This is a genomic window from Paraburkholderia fungorum, from assembly GCF_902833645.1.
GTDB lineage: Bacteria > Pseudomonadota > Gammaproteobacteria > Burkholderiales > Burkholderiaceae > Paraburkholderia > Paraburkholderia fungorum.
The window spans coordinates 1-19309 of sequence record NZ_CADFGE010000023.1 but is presented as its reverse complement, the minus strand read 5'-3'; the positions used below and the strand labels follow the sequence as shown (position 1 = coordinate 19309).

The following is a 19309-nucleotide window of genomic DNA, read 5'->3' as shown; positions in this document are numbered from 1 at the left end:
TCGCGGATTGCGAAGCGCAGACCTTCTTCCATCGCGATCGGGTTGATCAGCTTCACCGTGATCGACACGTTGTCGCCCGGCATGACCATTTCCTTGTCCTTCGGCAACTCGATCGAGCCCGTCACGTCCGTCGTACGGAAGTAGAACTGCGGACGATAGTTGTTGAAGAACGGCGTGTGACGACCGCCTTCGTCCTTGCTCAGCACGTACACTTCAGCCGTGAAGTGCGTGTGCGGGTTGATCGAACCCGGCTTCGCCAGAACCTGGCCACGCTCCACGTCTTCACGCTTCGTGCCGCGCAGCAGGATACCCACATTGTCGCCTGCCTGACCCTGGTCGAGCAGCTTGCGGAACATTTCCACGCCCGTGCACGTCGTCTTCACCGTCGGCTTGATACCGACGATTTCGATTTCTTCGCCGACCTTCACCACGCCGCGCTCAACGCGACCCGTCACTACCGTGCCGCGACCCGAGATCGAGAACACGTCTTCCACCGGCATCAGGAACGAGCCGTCCACTGCGCGCTCCGGCGTCGGGATGTACGTATCCAGCGCATCGGCCAGATTCATGATCGCCACTTCGCCCAGCTCGCCCGTGTCGCCTTCCAGCGCCAGCTTGGCCGAACCCTTGATGATCGGCGTGTCGTCGCCCGGGAAGTCGTACTTCGACAGAAGTTCGCGAACTTCCATCTCGACGAGTTCCAGCAGCTCAGCGTCGTCCACCATGTCGCACTTGTTCAGGAACACGATGATGTACGGCACGCCAACCTGACGCGCCAGCAGGATGTGCTCACGCGTTTGCGGCATCGGGCCGTCTGCAGCCGAACACACCAGGATCGCGCCGTCCATCTGCGCTGCGCCCGTGATCATGTTCTTCACATAGTCAGCGTGGCCCGGGCAGTCGACGTGTGCGTAGTGGCGGTTAGCCGTTTCGTACTCGACGTGTGCCGTGTTGATCGTGATACCACGTGCCTTTTCTTCCGGCGCCGCGTCGATCTGGTCGTATGCCTTCGCTTCGCCGCCAAACTTCTTGGTCAGCACCGTCGTGATCGCTGCCGTCAGCGTGGTCTTGCCGTGGTCAACGTGACCGATCGTGCCGACGTTCACGTGCGGCTTGGTCCGTTCGAATTTACCTTTAGCCATGTTTCTCTTCTTTCAAAAAGTTAATCGTTGAATGACTTGCCGCGCGATTACTTCGACTTGGCGTTGATGATCGCTTCCGACACGTTACGCGGTGCTTCGGAGTAGTGCTTGAACTCCATCGTGTACGTTGCACGACCTTGGGTCAGCGAACGCAGCGACGTCGAGTAGCCGAACATTTCCGACAGCGGCACTTCGGCGCGAACGATCTTGCCGCCGCCAACCATGTCGTCCATGCCCTGAACGATACCGCGACGACCCGACAGATCGCCCATCACGTTGCCCATGTAATCTTCAGGCGTTTCGACTTCAACAGCCATCATCGGTTCGAGGATGACCGGTTGAGCCTTACGCATTGCTTCCTTGAACGCCATCGAACCGGCCATGCGGAACGCATTTTCGTTCGAGTCAACGTCGTGGTACGAACCGAACGTCAAATGCACCTTCACGTCAACGACCGGGAAGCCTGCCAGCACACCAGCCTTCAGCGTTTCCTGGATACCCTTGTCGACTGCCGGGATGTATTCACGCGGAATCACACCGCCCTTGATTTCGTCCAGGAATTCGTAGCCCTTGCCCTGCTCATTCGGCTCGAGCGTGATGACCGCGTGACCGTACTGGCCGCGACCACCCGACTGCTTGACGAACTTGCCGTCGACGTCTTCCGCCTTGCCGCGGATCGTTTCACGATACGCCACTTGCGGCTTGCCGACAGTTGCTTCGACGCCGAATTCACGCTTCATCCGGTCAACCAGAATTTCCAGGTGGAGCTCGCCCATGCCCGAAATGATGGTTTGACCCGACTCTTCGTCCGTTTGAACGCGGAACGACGGATCTTCCTGAGCCAGACGGTTCAGCGCCAGACCCATCTTTTCCTGGTCCGGCTTCGTCTTCGGCTCAACAGCCTGCGAAATCACCGGCTCCGGGAAAATCATGCGCTCGAGCACGATCGGGCTTTGCGGATCGCACAGCGTATCGCCAGTCGTCGCGTCCTTCAGGCCGACCGCTGCAGCGATGTCGCCTGCACGGACTTCCTTGATTTCTTCACGCTGGTTCGCATGCATCTGCAGAATACGACCCAGACGTTCCTTCTTGTCTTTGGTCGCGTTCAGCACGGTGTCACCCGAATTCACAACGCCCGAGTACACGCGGAAGAAAATCAGCTGGCCGACGAACGGGTCGGTCATGATCTTGAATGCCAGTGCCGAGAATTTTTCGTCGTCGGCAGCGCGGCGCTCACCTTGCTCACCGTTCTCCAGCTCGCCAGTAACCGGCGGGATGTCGATCGGCGACGGCAGGAAGTCGAGCACGGCGTCCAGCATGCGTTGCACGCCCTTGTTCTTGAACGCGGTACCGCACAGCATCGGCTGGATTTCGCACGCGATCGTACGGTCGCGCAGACCCTTGACGATTTCCGCTTCCGTCAGCTCGCCTTCTTCGAGGTACTTGTTCATCAGGTCTTCGCTCGACTCTGCAGCCGCTTCGACCATCTTCTCGCGCCACTCGTTGCACGTGTCAACCAGTTCTGCCGGGATCTCTTCGTACGAGAACTTCGTGCCTTGCGACGCGTCGTCCCAAATGATCGCTTTCATCTTCAGCAGGTCGACAACACCCGTGAAGTTTTCTTCCGCGCCGATAGGCACCACGACCGGAACCGGGTTCGCCTTCAGACGCAGCTTGAGCTGGTCGTAGACCTTGAAGAAGTTCGCGCCGGTACGGTCCATCTTGTTGATGAACGCGAGACGGGGAACCTTGTACTTGTTAGCCTGACGCCACACAGTTTCCGACTGCGGCTGCACGCCGCCCACTGCGCAGTACACCATGCATGCACCGTCGAGCACGCGCATCGAGCGCTCAACTTCAATCGTGAAGTCAACGTGGCCCGGGGTGTCGATGATGTTGATGCGGTGCTCAGCGCGGTCGCCGGCCATGCCTTTCCAGAACGCCGTGGTAGCAGCGGACGTGATCGTGATGCCGCGTTCCTGCTCCTGCTCCATCCAGTCCATGGTGGCAGCGCCGTCGTGAACTTCACCAATCTTGTGGTTCACGCCGGTATAGAACAGGATGCGCTCGGTCGTCGTCGTTTTGCCGGCGTCGATGTGAGCGCTAATACCGATGTTACGGTAGCGCTCGATAGGTGTCTTGCGAGCCACTTTGATCCTCTATTGGGATGACGCGATGCGAGAAAATACCCATCGCGCTGTAACACAAACGGGCGAGGCGCTTTGTAAGCGCACCCGCCCGGAATTTCTTTCCGCTTTTTCTGCTAAACCCGGGTTCGGGAAGCTTAGAAACGGAAGTGCGAGAACGCCTTGTTGGCTTCTGCCATCCGGTGAACTTCGTCGCGCTTCTTCATCGCGCCGCCACGGCCTTCAGCCGCTTCGGAGAGTTCACCTGCCAGACGCAGGGCCATCGACTTCTCGCTGCGCTTCTTCGCGGCTTCACGCAACCAACGCATCGCCAATGCCATACGACGCGACGGACGCACTTCGACCGGAACCTGATAGTTCGCACCACCAACGCGGCGGCTCTTGACTTCGACCACCGGCTTGACGTTGTTGAGCGCTACCGTGAACACTTCCAGCGGGTCCTTGCCACCCTTGGTCTGGATCTGTTCGAAAGCGCCGTACACGATACGCTCAGCAACCGACTTCTTGCCGGAGAGCATCAGCACGTTCATGAACTTTGCAACATCTACGTTACCGAACTTCGGATCCGGCAACACTTCCCGCTTGGGGACTTCGCGACGACGCGGCATGTTTCTTCCTTTAACTTTTCAGTTGGAGCTATTTTTTAGCCCCGCGGCCACCAACTAACCCGATTCATCTCTAACGACTTACCAGCCTGGTCGGGTGACCACTTACTCGACAGCACCGGCGATTCCGGCACCACCGCTATTACCGCCTTTGCAGGCGACCTGAAACTACACAGACCGGCTAATTACTTGCCAGCCTTGGCACGCTTCGCACCGTACTTCGAGCGAGCCTGCTTACGATCCTTGACGCCCTGGGTATCCAGCGAGCCGCGAACCATGTGGTAACGCACACCCGGCAAGTCCTTAACACGGCCGCCGCGAATCAGCACGACCGAGTGTTCCTGCAGGTTGTGGCCTTCACCACCGATGTACGAAATAACTTCGAAGCCGTTCGTCAGACGAACCTTGGCAACCTTACGCAGTGCCGAGTTAGGCTTCTTCGGCGTCGTGGTGTACACACGGGTGCACACGCCGCGACGCTGGGGGCAGTCCTGCAAAGCCGGGCTCTTGCTCTTCGTCGTTTCCGACGCGCGGCCTTTGCGAACCAGTTGATTGATGGTTGGCATTGTTTATTCCTGAAATTGAACAAAATCGACGCATCTGTTTCCGGGCAAAGCAGAAACGATTGCGCATCGAACTTCCGGACCAAGGTGTCGGCGCACGAATTGACTTCGCACACAGGCATTGCAAGAACCGGAACCTAGCATAATATTCCGAAAATGCTAAGGGAGTCAACAGGTTGCGATGTTTCGCACGCCTGCCGACCTCGGACCGTGTTCGCCGACGCTCAGTCGGCGGCGACGACTTCCAGCAATTCGTCGCCGAAACGGTCAAGTTTGCGGGCGCCCATGCCTGGGATACCGCGCAGATCCTCGATGGAATCGGGGCCGTTGCGGGCAATTTCGGCCAGTGTGGCGTCGTGGAAGATGACATAGGCCGGCACGCCGTCGCTTTTCGCCGTCTCCGTGCGCCAGGCGCGCAGGCGTTCCCAGCGGGCGCGCTCGCGCGGCCCCATGCCGATCGTCGGGTCGGCGCGCTCGCTGGTGCGCCCGGACGACTGGCGGGTACGCGTCGGCTTGACGTAGCGGCGCATCGTCACGTTCTGCTCGCTCTTCAACACCGCTTTCGCAGCCTCGGTCAGTACCAGCGAGCCGAAACCCTCGTGATCTACGGTGAGGTAGCCAAAGGCGACGAGCTGGCGAAAGATCGCCCGCCACTCCGGCTCACCGAGCGCGGCGCCGATGCCGAAAGTGGTCAGCTTCTCGTGGCCGCGCTGCATGATCTTTTCGCTGCGATTGCCGCGCAGAATGTCGATCAGATGGCCGGCGCCAAAGTGAAACCCACTTGCCCGCTGCGCCCGGAACACACATGACAGCGCCATCTGCGCTTCGCGTGTCGCGTCCCATGTGTCGGGCGGCTCGATACAGTTGTCGCAGTTGCCGCACGGCTTGCTCGATTCGCCGAAGTACGCGAGCAGCCGCACCCGGCGGCAGGTCGCCGCTTCGCACAGCCCGAGCAGCGCATCGAGCTTGCCAGTCTGCACGCGTTTATGCGCGTCGTCGGCGTCGGACTCGTCGATCATCTTGCGCTGCTGCACGACGTCGCCCAGACCGTACGCCATCCAGGCGTTCGCCGGCATGCCGTCACGGCCGGCGCGGCCAGTTTCCTGGTAGTAGCCTTCCACGCTTTTCGGCAAATCGAGGTGAGCCACGAAGCGCACGTCCGGTTTGTCGATGCCCATGCCAAAGGCGATCGTGGCGCACATCACGATGCCTTCCTCGCGCTGAAACATCTCCTGATGCTTCTGACGGATCTCGAACTCCATGCCGGCGTGATACGGCAACGCGCGCATCCCTTTCTCTTTCAGCCACTCCGCCGTTTCCTCGACCTTGCGACGCGACAGGCAGTAGACAACGCCGGCGTCGGTCGTGCCGTCCGGTTTCGAGTGCTCGGCGCGAATGAAGTCGAGCAATTGCGTACGCGCATTGTCCTTTTCGACAATGCGATAGCGGATGTTCGGGCGATCGAAGCTGGAGACAAAGACACGCGCGTCATCGAGCGCCAGACGGTGAATGATTTCGTCGCGCGTGATCGCATCGGCTGTCGCGGTGAGTGCGATGCGCGGCACGTTCGGGAAACGCTCGTGCAACACCGACAGCTGAATGTATTCAGGACGGAAATCGTGCCCCCATTGCGACACGCAATGGGCTTCGTCGATTGCGAACAGGCCGATACGCGTGCGCTCGAGCAATTCCTGGAAACGGGGCGTCATCAGCCGCTCCGGCGCCACGTACAGCAGATCGATTTCGCCTTCACGCAGCGCACGCTCAGTGGCCATCGCCTCGGCGCTCGACAGTGTCGAATTCAGATACGCGGCCCTGACGCCCACTTCCTTCAACGCGGCGACCTGGTCCTGCATCAATGCGATCAGCGGGGATACGACGATTCCGGCTCCGCAACCCGCTTCGCGCCGCACCAGCGATGGAATCTGATAGCACAACGACTTGCCGCCGCCCGTTGGCATCAGCACGAGACAATCGCCGCCGCCGGCGACGTGTTCGACAATTTCGCCCTGCTGCCCTCTGAACGCGGGGTAACCAAAGACTTCGTTGAGGATTTCGAGCGAACGGGACATGAATTGGAGAGAAGCAGCGTGATGCCGGTGACACGAATTTTACCAACGCATTCGTGCTGCGCCCGCGCTTAGATGCAACGTTAGCCATTCGGCCAACGAAACCATCACGAAGCGCATGAAAAAGAAGCGACCGCGGTGCGTCGGACTGGAGTAAGTGCTAAAGCGCCAACTCCTATCGACAAAAAAAAACCGCTCAGTCGAAACTGAGCGGCTTCGCTGGCTGGTGAGCCCAAGCGGCTTGCGCCGCCGGGACTTACTCGCCTGAGTGCTGTTGTTCGGCGGCCGGAGTTTCCGGAGTACCGAATTCGAACGACTCTTCCGCTGCGATCTGATCGAAACGCTCGCGGTCGGACAGTTCCTTGCTCTTGCGTGCCTTGTGGAACGCGAGACCCGTACCTGCCGGAATCAGACGACCCACGATCACGTTTTCCTTCAGCCCGCGCAGATCGTCGCGCTTGCCCATGATCGCCGCTTCGGTCAGCACGCGGGTCGTTTCCTGGAACGACGCTGCGGAGATGAACGAATCGGTCGACAGCGATGCCTTCGTAATACCGAGCAGCACGTTGTCGTAGGTTGCCGGGATCTTGCCTTCCGCAGCCATCCGGTCGTTTTCGTCGAGCATATCCGAGCGCTCGACCTGTTCGCCCATGATGAAGCGCGTGTCACCGTTATCGACGATCTGCACGCGGCGCAGCATCTGACGGACGATCACTTCAATGTGCTTGTCATTGATCTTCACGCCCTGCAGACGATACACGTCCTGCACTTCGTCAACGATGTAGCGCGCCAGCGCCTCGACGCCCTGCAAACGCAGAATGTCGTGCGGATCAGCCGGCCCGTCGACAATCATTTCGCCCTTGTTGACGACCTGACCATCGTGCACCAGAACCTGCTTTTCCTTCGCGATCAGGAACTCGTGCTGATTGCCTTCGAGGTCCGTGATAACGAGACGCTGCTTGCCCTTCGTGTCCTTACCGAACGACGTCGTGCCCGTGACTTCCGCCAGAATACCGGCGTCCTTCGGCGAGCGCGCTTCGAACAGTTCGGCCACGCGCGGCAGACCACCGGTAATGTCGCGAGTCTTTTGCGATTCAACCGGGATACGTGCCAGCACTTCACCAACCTGCACTTGCTGACCGTCCTTCACGGTGATCAGAGCGCCGACCTGGAAGCCGATCTGCACCGAGTGCTCGGTGTTCGGGATCTTGACTTCTTCGCCGTTCGCGTCGAGCAGCTTGACCTGCGGACGCACCGTCTTCGACGCTTGCGAACCGCGGCGCTTCACGTCGATCACGACCAGCGTCGAGAGACCCGTCACATCGTCGATCTGCTTGGCAACCGTCACGCCTTCTTCGACGTTTTCGAACTTCACCGTACCACCGTATTCGGTGATGATCGGACGCGTCATCGGATCCCACGTCGCCAGTTGTGTGCCGGCCTTGATCTGCGCGCCGTCCAGTTGCAACAGCGTCGCGCCGTACGGCACCTTGTGACGTTCACGCTCGCGACCGTGGTCGTCGGTGATCATCGCTTCGCCCGAACGCGAGATGACGATCTGCTCGCCCTTCGCGTTGGTGACGTAACGCATGGTCGCCGTGAAACGAACCGTACCGTTCGACTTGGCTTCAACCGACGAAGCCACTGCTGCACGCGATGCCGCACCACCGATGTGGAACGTACGCATCGTAAGCTGCGTGCCCGGTTCACCGATCGACTGAGCAGCGATCACGCCAACTGCTTCGCCGACGTTGACCGACGAGCCACGACCCAGGTCGCGGCCATAGCAGGCTGCGCACAGACCGTAACGCGTTTCGCAAGTCAGCGGCGTACGCACGCGCACTTCGTCGATGCCGAGGCGTTCGATTTCTTCGACCGCGTCTTCGTCGAGCAACGTGCCCGTTTCGTACAGCGTTTCCTGCGATTCCGGATTGACGACGTCAGCCACCGTCACGCGACCGAGGATACGGTCACGCAGCGCTTCGACGACTTCACCGCCTTCGACCAACGCCTTCATGGCGACGCCGTTGGACGTACCGCAATCGTCCTCGACCACCACCAGATCCTGCGTCACGTCGACCAGACGACGCGTCAGGTAACCCGAGTTTGCCGTCTTCAGTGCCGTATCAGCCAGACCCTTACGTGCACCGTGGGTCGAGATGAAGTACTGCAACACGTTCAGGCCTTCACGGAAGTTCGCCGTAATCGGCGTCTCAATGATCGAGCCGTCCGGCTTCGCCATCAGGCCACGCATACCGGCCAGCTGACGAATCTGAACTGCGGAACCACGAGCCCCCGAGTCCGCCATCATGTAGATGGAGTTGAACGATTCCTGACGCGTTTCGTTGCCGTCGCGATCGACCACCGGCTCCGTCGAGAGTTGCTCCATCATCGCCTTGCCGACCGCTTCCGACGTTGCCGACCAGATGTCGACCACGTTGTTGTAGCGTTCTTGCGACGTGACGAGACCCGACATGTACTGACGGTCGTATTCCTTCACCTTCTTCGCGGCGTCGCCGACGATGGTTTCCTTCTGCGGCGGCACGAGCATGTCGTCCACGCAAATCGAAATACCGGCGCGCGTTGCCAGACGGAAACCCGATTGCATCAACTGGTCGGCGAAAATCACCGTTTCGCGCAGACCGCACTTGCGGAACGCGGTGTTGATGAGGCGCGAGATTTCCTTCTTCTTCAGCGGCTTGTTCAGCACCGAGAACGGCAGGCCCGGCGGAAGAATTTCCGACAGGATTGCGCGGCCAACGGTCGTCGCGTACAGCGTGATCTTCGGCACGAATGCCGGTGCGCCTTCCGACTTGTCTTCGTTGTGGACCATTTCCGTGATCCGCACGTTGACGCGCGAGGCCAACTCGACTTCCTTGTTCTCGTAAGCACGCAGCGCTTCCGACACGCCGGTGAACGTCAGGCCTTCGCCCTTGGCGTTCACTGCTTCACGCGTCGCGTAGTACAGGCCGAGCACGATATCCTGCGACGGCACGATCGACGGATCGCCGTTGGCCGGGAACAGGATGTTGTTCGACGCCAGCATCAGCGTACGCGCTTCCATCTGCGCTTCGAGCGACAGCGGCACGTGCACAGCCATCTGGTCACCGTCGAAGTCGGCGTTGAACGCCGCGCAAACAAGCGGGTGCAGCTGGATAGCCTTACCTTCGATCAGCACCGGCTCGAAAGCCTGAATGCCAAGACGGTGCAGCGTCGGCGCGCGGTTCAGCATGACCGGATGTTCGCGGATCACCTCTTCGAGGATGTCCCACACCACCGGCGTCTGGTTCTCGACTTCCTTCTTCGCAGCCTTGATGGTGGTAGCGACACCCATCACTTCGAGCTTGTTGAAGATGAACGGCTTGAACAGTTCGAGCGCCATCAGCTTCGGCAGACCGCATTGATGCAGCTTGAGCGTCGGGCCCACCACGATCACCGAACGACCCGAGTAGTCAACGCGCTTACCGAGCAGGTTCTGACGGAAACGACCGCCCTTACCCTTGATCATGTCAGCGAGCGACTTCAGCGGACGCTTGTTCGCGCCGGTCATAGCCTTACCGCGACGACCGTTGTCGAGCAGCGAATCGACGGCTTCCTGCAGCATCCGCTTTTCGTTGCGGACGATGATTTCAGGCGCCTTCAGTTCGAGCAGACGCTTCAACCGGTTGTTACGGTTGATCACGCGGCGATACAGGTCGTTCAGGTCCGACGTCGCGAAGCGGCCGCCGTCCAGCGGCACCAGCGGACGCAGTTCCGGCGGCAGCACCGGCAGCACTTCGAGCACCATCCAGTCAGGCTTGATGCCCGAACGCTGGAAAGCCTCGAGCACCTTCAGGCGCTTCGCGTACTTCTTGATCTTCGCTTCCGAACCCGTGTTCTTGAGTTCGGTGCGCAACATCTCGACCTGTTCGTCGATGTTGATCGCGCGCAGCAGTTCGCGAACGCCTTCCGCGCCCATTTCGGCACGGAATTCGTCACCGTACTCTTCGACCTTGTTGTAGTAATCCTCTTCGGTCATGATCTGCCGCGCTTTCAGCGGCGTCATGCCCGGATCGATCACCACGTATGCTTCGAAGTACAGCACGCGTTCGATGTCGCGCAGCGTCATGTCGAGCACCATGCCCAGACGCGACGGCAGCGACTTCAGGAACCAGATGTGAGCGACCGGCGAGGCCAGCTCAATGTGGCCCATCCGTTCGCGACGCACCTTCGCGAGCGTCACTTCGACGCCGCACTTTTCACAGATCACGCCACGATGCTTCAGGCGCTTGTACTTGCCGCAAAGACATTCGTAGTCTTTGATCGGCCCGAAGATCTTCGCGCAGAACAAACCATCGCGTTCCGGCTTGAACGTCCGGTAGTTGATGGTTTCCGGCTTCTTGACTTCACCGAACGACCACGAACGGATCTTGTCTGGCGAGGCCAGACCGATCTTGATCGCGTCAAAAACTTCAGGCTGTTGGACTTGCTTGAATAGATCGAGCAGAGCTTTCATTGCTTTCTCTCCGTAGTCCGATTAGTTGCGGTCGAGGTCGATATCGATACCGAGCGAGCGGATTTCCTTCACCAACACGTTGAAGGATTCCGGCATGCCTGCATCGATCACGTGATCGCCCTTGACCAGGTTTTCATAAACCTTGGTCCGGCCTGCCACGTCGTCCGACTTCACCGTCAGCATTTCTTGCAGCACGTACGATGCGCCGTACGCTTCGAGCGCCCACACTTCCATTTCACCGAAACGCTGGCCACCGAACTGCGCCTTACCGCCCAACGGCTGCTGCGTCACGAGCGAGTACGGACCCGTGGAACGCGCGTGCATCTTGTCGTCGACCAGGTGGTGCAGCTTCAGGTAGTGCATGTAGCCGACAGTCACCGTACGTTCGAACATCTCACCCGTGCGGCCGTCATACAGACGCACCTGGTTCTTCGACGGCGTCATGCCGAGGTTCTTCGCGATGTCGTCCGGGAATGCCAGATCCAGCGCGCGCGACATTTCTTCTTCCGTCGCACCGTCGAACACCGGCGTGGCAAACGGAACGCCTTCGCGCAGGTTCTTCGCCAGCTCGACGATTTCGTCGTCCGTGAAGCTGTCCAGCTCTTCAGCGCGGCCCGACTCGTTGTAGATCTTGGTCAGGAATTCGCGCAGTTCTTCGATCTTTGCCTGACGCTGCAGCATTTCGCCGATACGCCAGCCCAGACCCTTCGCGGCCCAACCCAGATGCACTTCAAGAACCTGACCCACGTTCATCCGCGACGGCACGCCGAGCGGGTTCAGCACGACGTCAGCCGGACGGCCATCGGCCATGTACGGCATGTCCTCGATCGGAACGATCTTCGACACCACACCCTTGTTACCGTGACGGCCGGCCATCTTGTCGCCAGGCTGCAGACGACGCTTGACTGCCAGATACACCTTGACCATCTTCAGCACGCCCGGCGGCAGTTCGTCGCCTTGCGTGAGCTTCTTGCGCTTTTCTTCGAACGCCAGATCGAACTGGTGACGCTTCTGTTCGATCGAGTCCTTGATCGCTTCGAGCTGTGCCGCTGCTTCTTCGTCCGCGAGGCGGATGTCGAACCAGTGGTAGTGGTCGAGATCTTCCAGGTATGCCTGTTCGATCTTCGTACCCTTCGCGAGCTTCTTCGGACCGCCGTTCGCGACCTTGCCAGTCAACATACGTGCGAGACGCTGGAATGCATCGCCTTCCACGATACGCAGCTGGTCGTTCAGGTCGAGGCGATAACGCTTCAGTTCATCGTCGATGATCTGTTGCGCACGCTTGTCGCGCTGAATGCCTTCACGCGTGAACACTTGCACGTCGATCACCGTGCCGCTCATGCCCGACGGCACGCGCAGCGACGTATCCTTCACGTCCGAAGCCTTTTCACCGAAGATCGCGCGCAGCAGCTTTTCTTCCGGCGTCAGCTGGGTTTCGCCCTTCGGCGTCACCTTACCGACCAGCACGTCGCCTGCTTCGACTTCAGCGCCGATATAGACGATGCCCGACTCGTCGAGACGGCCGAGTTGCACTTCAGCCAGGTTCGAGATGTCGCGTGTGATTTCTTCCGGTCCGAGCTTCGTATCGCGAGCGACGACGTTCAGTTCTTCAATGTGGATCGACGTGTAACGGTCGTCAGCAACCACCTTCTCCGAGATCAAGATCGAATCTTCGAAGTTGTAGCCGTTCCACGGCATGAACGCGACCAGCATGTTCTGGCCGAGAGCCAGTTCGCCGAGGTCGGTCGATGCACCGTCAGCCAGCACGTCGCCACGCGACACGATATCGCCGACCTTCACGATCGGGCGCTGGTTGATGTTCGTGTTCTGGTTCGAACGCGTGTACTTGATCAGGTTGTAGATGTCCACACCGACGTCGCCAGCAACAGCTTCATCGTCGTTCACGCGGATCACCATACGGCCTGCGTCGACGTAATCGACCACACCGCCGCGGAATGCCTGAACCGTCGTACCCGAGTCGACCGCCACCGTGCGTTCGATACCCGTACCGACCACGGCCTTTTCAGGACGCAGGCACGGCACAGCCTGACGCTGCATGTTCGAACCCATCAACGCGCGGTTCGCGTCATCGTGCTCGAGGAACGGAATCAGCGATGCTGCCACCGAGACGATCTGTGACGGCGCCACGTCCATGTACTGGATGCGGTCCGGCGTCACCATCAGCGTTTCGCCTGCTTCACGCGACGACACCAGTTCGTCGGTCAGCGTACCGTCTTCAGCAACAGCCGCGTTCGCCTGAGCGATCACGTAACGGCCTTCTTCGATCGCCGACAGGTAGTCGATCTGGTCGGTCACCTTGCCGTCGGTCACCTTGCGATACGGCGTTTCGAGGAAGCCGTATTCGTTCAGATGCGCGTACAGAGCGAGCGAGTTGATCAGGCCGATGTTCGGACCTTCCGGCGTTTCAATCGGGCAGACGCGCCCGTAGTGAGTCGGGTGCACGTCGCGGACTTCAAAGCCAGCGCGCTCACGCGTCAAACCGCCCGGGCCAAGTGCCGAAACACGGCGCTTGTGGGTGATTTCCGACAGCGGGTTGGTCTGGTCCATAAACTGCGACAGCTGCGACGAACCGAAGAACTCGCGAATCGCCGACGAAATCGGCTTCGAGTTGATCAGGTCGTGCGGCATCAGGTTTTCGCTTTCGGCCTGGCCGAGGCGTTCCTTCACAGCACGTTCGACACGCACGAGACCCGCACGGAACTGGTTTTCCGCCAGTTCGCCGACGCAGCGCACACGGCGATTGCCCAAGTGGTCGATGTCGTCCACTTCGCCCTTGCCGTTACGCAGTTCGACCAGGATCTTGATCGTGGCGAGGATGTCGTCGTCTTGCAGCGTCATCGGGCCGACGATTTCATCGCGACCGACGCGGCGGTTGAACTTCATACGACCCACCTTGGAGAGGTCGTATGCGTCTTCGCTGTAGAACAGACGGTTGAACAACGCCTCGACCGCTTCTTCGGTCGGCGGTTCGCCCGGACGCATCATGCGGTAGATCGCGATGCGAGCGGCCATCTTGTCCGCGGTTTCGTCGATGCGCAGCGTCGACGAGATGTACGGACCTTGATCCAGATCGTTCGTGTAGAGCGTCTGGATGTCTTTGATCTTCGATTCGCGGAGCTTTTCGAGGACGGTCTCGGTGATTTCGTCGTTCGCGTTAGCGATGACTTCACCCGTGTCGCCGTCGACAACGTTCTTCGCCAGCACGCGGCCGAGCAGATAGTCTTCCGGCACCGAGATGAACTTCGTCTTCGCGTTGTCGAGGTCGCGAATGTGCTTGGCGTTGATCCGCTTGTCCTTCTGGACGATCACGTTGCCATCACGATCCGTGATGTCGAAACGTGCGACTTCACCACGCAGACGCTCCGGCACGAATTCCATCTGCGCGCCTTCCGGCATCAGCGTGAAATTGTCGAACACGAAGAAGTTTGCGAGGATCTGTTCCGGCGTCAGGCCGATTGCCTTCAGCAGGATCGTGACCGGCATCTTGCGACGGCGGTCAACGCGGAAGTAAAGCACGTCCTTCGGATCGAATTCGAAGTCGAGCCACGAACCGCGGTAGGGAATGATACGTGCCGAAAACAGCAGCTTGCCCGAGCTATGCGTCTTGCCCTTGTCGTGTTCGAAGAACACGCCAGGCGAGCGGTGCAGCTGCGAAACGATCACGCGTTCCGTGCCGTTGATGACGAACGAACCCGTCGGCGTCATGAGCGGAATTTCGCCCATGTACACTTCCTGTTCTTTCACTTCCTTGACGACCGGCTTGCTCGGCGATTCCTTGTCGAGCAGCACCAGACGCACTTTCGCGCGTAGTGCCGAGCAGTACGTCAAACCGCGCTGCTGACATTCCTTGATGTTGAATGCCGGCGGCGACAGCATGTAGCTGACGAACTCGAGACGCGCGAAACCGTTGTGCGAAACGATCGGGAAAACGGAGGTAAACGCAGCCTGCAGGCCTTCCGGCTTGCGTTGCGTGGATGACGTGTCTGCTTGCAGAAACGTGCTGAATGATTCAAGCTGGGTAGCCAGCAGGAAAGGTACTTGGTGAACGATGGGGCGCTTCGCAAAACTCTTACGAATGCGCTTCTTCTCGGTGAAGGAATATTGCATACGATCTCCGAATCACGGCGGGCATTGTTGTCGAGGCAGGATACCTTGATGAGACAACCCGAGTGTTCACCGACTGAGACCCGATGGCCGTCCGATGGCTTGAACGAGCCTAGAAGCTTGGTGGTTGGCCGCTACCAACCGCTGGCTGACGGCAGCGGATGCCTATGTTGCCCGCTACCCGACCAAACTTGCCTTCTGCAGTCGCTTCAGAAGACAAAGAGAAACGCCGGTCAATATTGCCGAAAGGCGGTTTTCTTTGGCTTCTGGGACCCAGTTCCTGCCGAAAATGATTGGCAAAAAACGTGGTCCCCACAAAGCACAAAAAGGCCGGCGGTGGAAAACCGCCAGCCTTCGCACAACGCGCTGAAACTTACTTGATTTCAGCCTTCGCGCCGGCTTCTTCCAGCTTCTTCTTGGCTTCTTCAGCAGCAGCCTTCGGTACCGATTCCTTAACAGGCTTCGGTGCACCGTCGACCAGGTCCTTCGCTTCCTTCAGGCCGAGACCCGTCAGTTCACGAACAGCCTTAATGACCGAAACCTTGTTCGCGCCAACTTCAACGAGGTTGACCGTGAATTCGGTTTGCTCTTCAGCAGCAGCAGCAGCGCCGCCGCCTGCCGGGCCTGCCACTGCAACAGCAGCTGCCGACACGCCAAACTTCTCTTCGAACGCCTTAACCAGCTCGTTCAGTTCCAGAACCGACATCGAGCTTACTGCCTCGAGGATGTCATCTTTTGCGATTGCCATTTGAAATACTCCTAAATTGAATTCGGATACAGCCAGCGATCAATCACGCTCGACTGAAGTGCGTTACGCAGCGGTTTCTTCGCCTTGTTTCTTTTCTGCCAGCGCGGCCAGGGCGCGCGCAAAGCCGGAAACAGGTGCTTGCATAACGTACAACAGCTTGGAGAGCAGTTCTTCGCGGCTCGGGATGTTTGCCAGCGCTTGCACGCCAGCCTTGTCCATCACCTTGCCTTCGTAGGAACCAGCCTTGATGATCAACTTGTCATTGGTTTTGCCGAAGTCGTTGACGACCTTGGCAGCAGCAATTGCATCTTCCGAGATGCCGTAGATCAGGGGACCAGTCATCTGCTCTGCCAGCGGAGCAAACGGGGTACCTTCGACAGCGCGACGCGCCAGCGTGTTTTTCAACACACGAAGGTAAACCTGTTGCTCACGCGCTTTCGCGCGCAGCTTGGTCAGATCGCCAACCGCGATTCCACGATACTCAGCCAGAACCACGGTCTGGGCTTTCGCGACTTGCGCGGCAACCTCAGCGACGACGGCCTGCTTGCTTTCTTTGTTAAGTGGCACGGTTAACCTCCAGATTCGATACACGCAGCGTGCGCCTTGTGTACCGCGTTCAATAACGGCGTCCGACCAGTCAGGAGTATTTCGACCGCCTGAACCCCACATTGCTGCGGACTTCAACCGGCTTCATCACTACAAAACCTTTTCGGGTTCGCCATCTGCGTTGGCTTTACATTAAGGGACCGCCTACCTGCTGCGTTCCCGCCAACGGTCTTTGACAACCGGCCGCTCGATGCAGACTGCCATCTCGCGACCGCCCAAAGCCCATAAAACCGCCTCGACTCACATCGAGGCGATGAAATTTATTACTGTGCTGCGAGCGATGCCTGGTCGACGCGAACGCCAACACCCATCGTGCTCGACAGCGCAACCTTGCGCAGGTATACACCCTTGCTCGTTGCCGGCTTCGCCTTTTGCAGCGCGTCGACGAGAGCGTTCAGGTTGCTACGCAGAGCCGTCGGCTCGAACGAAGCACGGCCAATCGTGGCGTGAATGATACCGGCCTTGTCGACACGGAATTGCACCTGACCAGCCTTGGCGTTCTTGACAGCGGTTGCGACGTCCGGCGTAACCGTGCCAACCTTCGGGTTCGGCATCAGGCCGCGCGGGCCGAGGATCTGGCCAAGCGTACCGACAACGCGCATCGTGTCCGGCGAAGCGATCACGATGTCGAAGTCCAGCTTGCCAGCCTTGACTTGTTCAGCCAGGTCTTCCATACCGACGACTTCTGCGCCAGCTGCACGAGCTTGCTCAGCCTTTTCGCCTTGTGCAAACACAGCCACGCGAACCGACTTACCGGTACCAGCCGGCAGCACGACGGAACCGCGAACCACTTGGTCCGACTTCTTCGCGTCGATGCCGAGTTGCACTGCAACGTCGATGGACTCGTCGAACTTCGCGCTTGCGCATTCCTTCACGAGCGACAGAGCTTCGTCGATCGCGTACAGCTTTTGACGATCAACCTTGGCTGCAAATGCTTGCAGACGCTTTGAAAGCTTAGCCATTTACACGCCCTCCACGGTGATGCCCATCGAGCGGGCGCTACCAGCGATCGTACGAACCGCTGCGTCCAGATCAGCTGCCGTCAGATCGGGCATCTTGGTCTTGGCGATGTCTTCAGCTTGAGCGCGGGTGATCTTGCCGACCTTGTCGGTATGCGGCTTGGCCGAACCCTTGTCGATCTTCGCTGCCTTCTTGATCAGAACCGTAGCCGGCGGCGTCTTCAGAACGAACGTGAAGCTCTTGTCCGCGAACGCGGTAATCACGACCGGAATCGGCAGACCCGGTTCCATTGCTTGAGTCTGCGCGTTAAACGCCTTGCAGAACTCCATGATGTTCAGGCCGCGTTGGCCCAGTGCCGGACCGACCGGCGGCGACGGGTTGGCTTTACCTGCAGGAATCTGCAGCTTGATAAAGCCGATGATTTTCTTTGCCATTTTGAAAACCTCTTAGGAACGCCACCGTGATACAGATGGACGTTCAGTGAGTAGTAGCGCGCGTTCGCCAAAACAGACTACTTACGCTCCTCAACGGCCGTTACGCGGACCGTAAGCGCGAAATACGGAACGCACCGATTGGTGCGTTCCGCAGAATTCTGGATTACAACTTTTCGACCTGGCCGAATTCCAGCTCGACCGGCGTTGCGCGGCCGAAAATCGTAACGGAAACACGGACACGCGACTTTTCGTAGTTCACTTCTTCGACGCTGCCGTTGAAATCCGTGAACGGACCGTCCTTCACGCGCACCATCTCGCCCACTTCGAACAGGGTCTTCGGACGCGGCTTCTCCACGCCTTCCTGCATTTGCGACATGATCTTCTCGACTTCCCGCGGGGAAATCGGGCTAGGACGATTACGCGCACCGCCCACGAAACCCGTCACCTTTGCCGTGTTTTTCACGAGGTGCCATGTTTCGTCTGTCATTTCCATTTCCACAAGCACATAGCCCGGGAAGAAACGACGCTCAGTCACTGACTTGTGACCGCCTTTCACCTCGACCACTTCTTCAGTCGGAACGAGGATTTGACCAAACTGGTCTTGCATGCCAGCACGTTCGATACGCTCCTGAAGCGCACGTTGCACGCTCTTCTCCATGCCGGAGTAGGCGTGCACCACGTACCAACGTTTGCCGCTCGGGGATGCCGGAGTATCGCTCATATCATTTCCAACCCAGAATCACCGAGAAAATCGCCCATTCGATGGATTTATCGCTAACCCAAAGAAAGATCGCCATCACGAACACGAAGCCAAACACTACGAGCGTTGTCTGGGTCGCCTCTTTACGAGTGGGCCAGACAACCTTGCGAACTTCTTTGTACGAGTCTTTGGCGAAAGCGATGAAACCCTTGCCAGGCGCGGAGAGAAGACCGACTGCAACACCCGCGATAGCGCCAACAGCCAAGGCGGCTCCGCGGACGTACCATTCCTGGCCACTGAGCCAGAAGAACCCCACGAACCCGGCCAAGACCAACAATACGCCCGCGACGAGCATCAGCTTGTCGCCGGATGTATTTACAGTTTCGACGGAAGGATTCGCCATAACACCTTAACGAAGCGCCACATGCGGCGCGAGAGTTGGCAGGGGCAGAGGGAATCGAACCCCCAACCTTCGGTTTTGGAGACCGACGCTCTGCCAGTTGAGCTATACCCCTAAACCATTTTGGGGTTGACGACACCGCCAACCCCGTAACTACCGATCAACGAGAACTATCTGGCGTTACTCGAGGATCTTGGCAACCACACCAGCGCCGACCGTACGGCCGCCTTCGCGGATTGCGAAGCGCAGACCTTCTTCCATCGCGATCGGGTTGATCAGCTTCACCGTGATCGACACGTTGTCGCCCGGCATGAC

The 19309-nt window shown here is 59.0% G+C and carries 15 protein-coding genes and 1 tRNA gene; 1 reads left to right on the top strand and 15 read right to left on the bottom strand.

Translation table 11 applies throughout. The features are described 5' to 3' along the window. The 7 genes from tuf to rpoB all read right to left on the bottom strand — a co-directional run. Positions 1–1142: elongation factor Tu (gene tuf, locus HWX91_RS40435; RefSeq protein ID WP_176035695.1), on the bottom strand; the 1142-nt coding region annotated here is incomplete at its 3' end. A gap of 47 nt (positions 1143–1189) precedes the next feature. After that, entirely contained in the window at positions 1190–3292 is a 2103-nt protein-coding gene (fusA, locus tag HWX91_RS40430; RefSeq protein WP_028199566.1) for an elongation factor G, read from the bottom strand. Between the two features lie 134 nt (positions 3293–3426). After that, entirely contained in the window at positions 3427–3897 is a 471-nt protein-coding gene (rpsG, locus tag HWX91_RS40425) for a 30S ribosomal protein S7 (protein WP_006053291.1), read from the bottom strand. A 182-nt stretch (positions 3898–4079) separates the two neighbouring features. Beyond that, positions 4080–4460 carry a 30S ribosomal protein S12 gene (gene rpsL, locus HWX91_RS40420; RefSeq protein ID WP_006998493.1) on the bottom strand — a complete coding sequence of 127 codons (381 nt, stop codon included), beginning with the start codon at positions 4458–4460 and terminating at the stop codon, positions 4080–4082. Positions 4461–4681: 221 nt separating this feature from the next. Beyond that, positions 4682–6529, bottom strand: coding sequence for a DNA helicase RecQ (gene recQ, locus HWX91_RS40415; RefSeq protein ID WP_028199565.1), 1848 nt, complete (start codon positions 6527–6529; stop codon positions 4682–4684). Positions 6530–6782: 253 nt separating this feature from the next. Then, the gene (gene rpoC, locus HWX91_RS40410; protein ID WP_028199564.1) at positions 6783–11021 is read right to left on the bottom strand and encodes a DNA-directed RNA polymerase subunit beta'; all 4239 of its coding nucleotides are present in this window, start codon (positions 11019–11021) and stop codon (positions 6783–6785) included. A 21-nt stretch (positions 11022–11042) separates the two neighbouring features. Then, the gene (rpoB, locus tag HWX91_RS40405) at positions 11043–15149 is read right to left on the bottom strand and encodes a DNA-directed RNA polymerase subunit beta (protein WP_028199563.1); all 4107 of its coding nucleotides are present in this window, start codon (positions 15147–15149) and stop codon (positions 11043–11045) included. Between the two features lie 124 nt (positions 15150–15273). Between rpoB and HWX91_RS40400 the strand changes: the two genes are divergently transcribed. Next, entirely contained in the window at positions 15274–15516 is a 243-nt protein-coding gene (locus HWX91_RS40400) for a hypothetical protein (RefSeq protein ID WP_127837954.1), read from the top strand. Between the two features lie 3 nt (positions 15517–15519). Here the strand turns inward: HWX91_RS40400 and rplL are convergent, their stop codons facing one another. The 8 genes from rplL to HWX91_RS40360 all read right to left on the bottom strand — a co-directional run. After that, on the bottom strand, positions 15520–15894 hold the full coding sequence (gene rplL, locus HWX91_RS40395) for a 50S ribosomal protein L7/L12 (protein ID WP_025584719.1): 375 nt from the start codon (positions 15892–15894) through the stop codon (positions 15520–15522). A gap of 63 nt (positions 15895–15957) precedes the next feature. Continuing rightward, positions 15958–16461, bottom strand: a complete 504-nt coding sequence (rplJ, locus tag HWX91_RS40390) for a 50S ribosomal protein L10 (RefSeq protein ID WP_007180144.1) — start codon at positions 16459–16461, stop codon at positions 15958–15960. Positions 16462–16763: 302 nt separating this feature from the next. After that, on the bottom strand, positions 16764–17462 hold the full coding sequence (gene rplA / locus HWX91_RS40385; RefSeq protein WP_011490061.1) for a 50S ribosomal protein L1: 699 nt from the start codon (positions 17460–17462) through the stop codon (positions 16764–16766). Then, the gene (gene rplK / locus HWX91_RS40380) at positions 17463–17894 is read right to left on the bottom strand and encodes a 50S ribosomal protein L11 (protein ID WP_025496715.1); all 432 of its coding nucleotides are present in this window, start codon (positions 17892–17894) and stop codon (positions 17463–17465) included. A 163-nt stretch (positions 17895–18057) separates the two neighbouring features. Then, positions 18058–18615: a transcription termination/antitermination protein NusG gene (gene nusG, locus HWX91_RS40375; RefSeq protein WP_007180147.1), complete on the bottom strand. Its 558-nt coding sequence runs from the start codon at positions 18613–18615 to the stop codon at positions 18058–18060. Between the two features lies 1 nt (position 18616). Next, entirely contained in the window at positions 18617–18997 is a 381-nt protein-coding gene (gene secE, locus HWX91_RS40370; RefSeq protein ID WP_011490062.1) for a preprotein translocase subunit SecE, read from the bottom strand. Between the two features lie 36 nt (positions 18998–19033). Next, positions 19034–19109, bottom strand: a tRNA-Trp gene (locus HWX91_RS40365). Between the two features lie 65 nt (positions 19110–19174). Continuing rightward, positions 19175–19309 (bottom strand): EF-Tu C-terminal domain-related protein (locus HWX91_RS40360; RefSeq protein WP_479687412.1); only part of this gene is annotated, 135 nt, incomplete at its 5' end.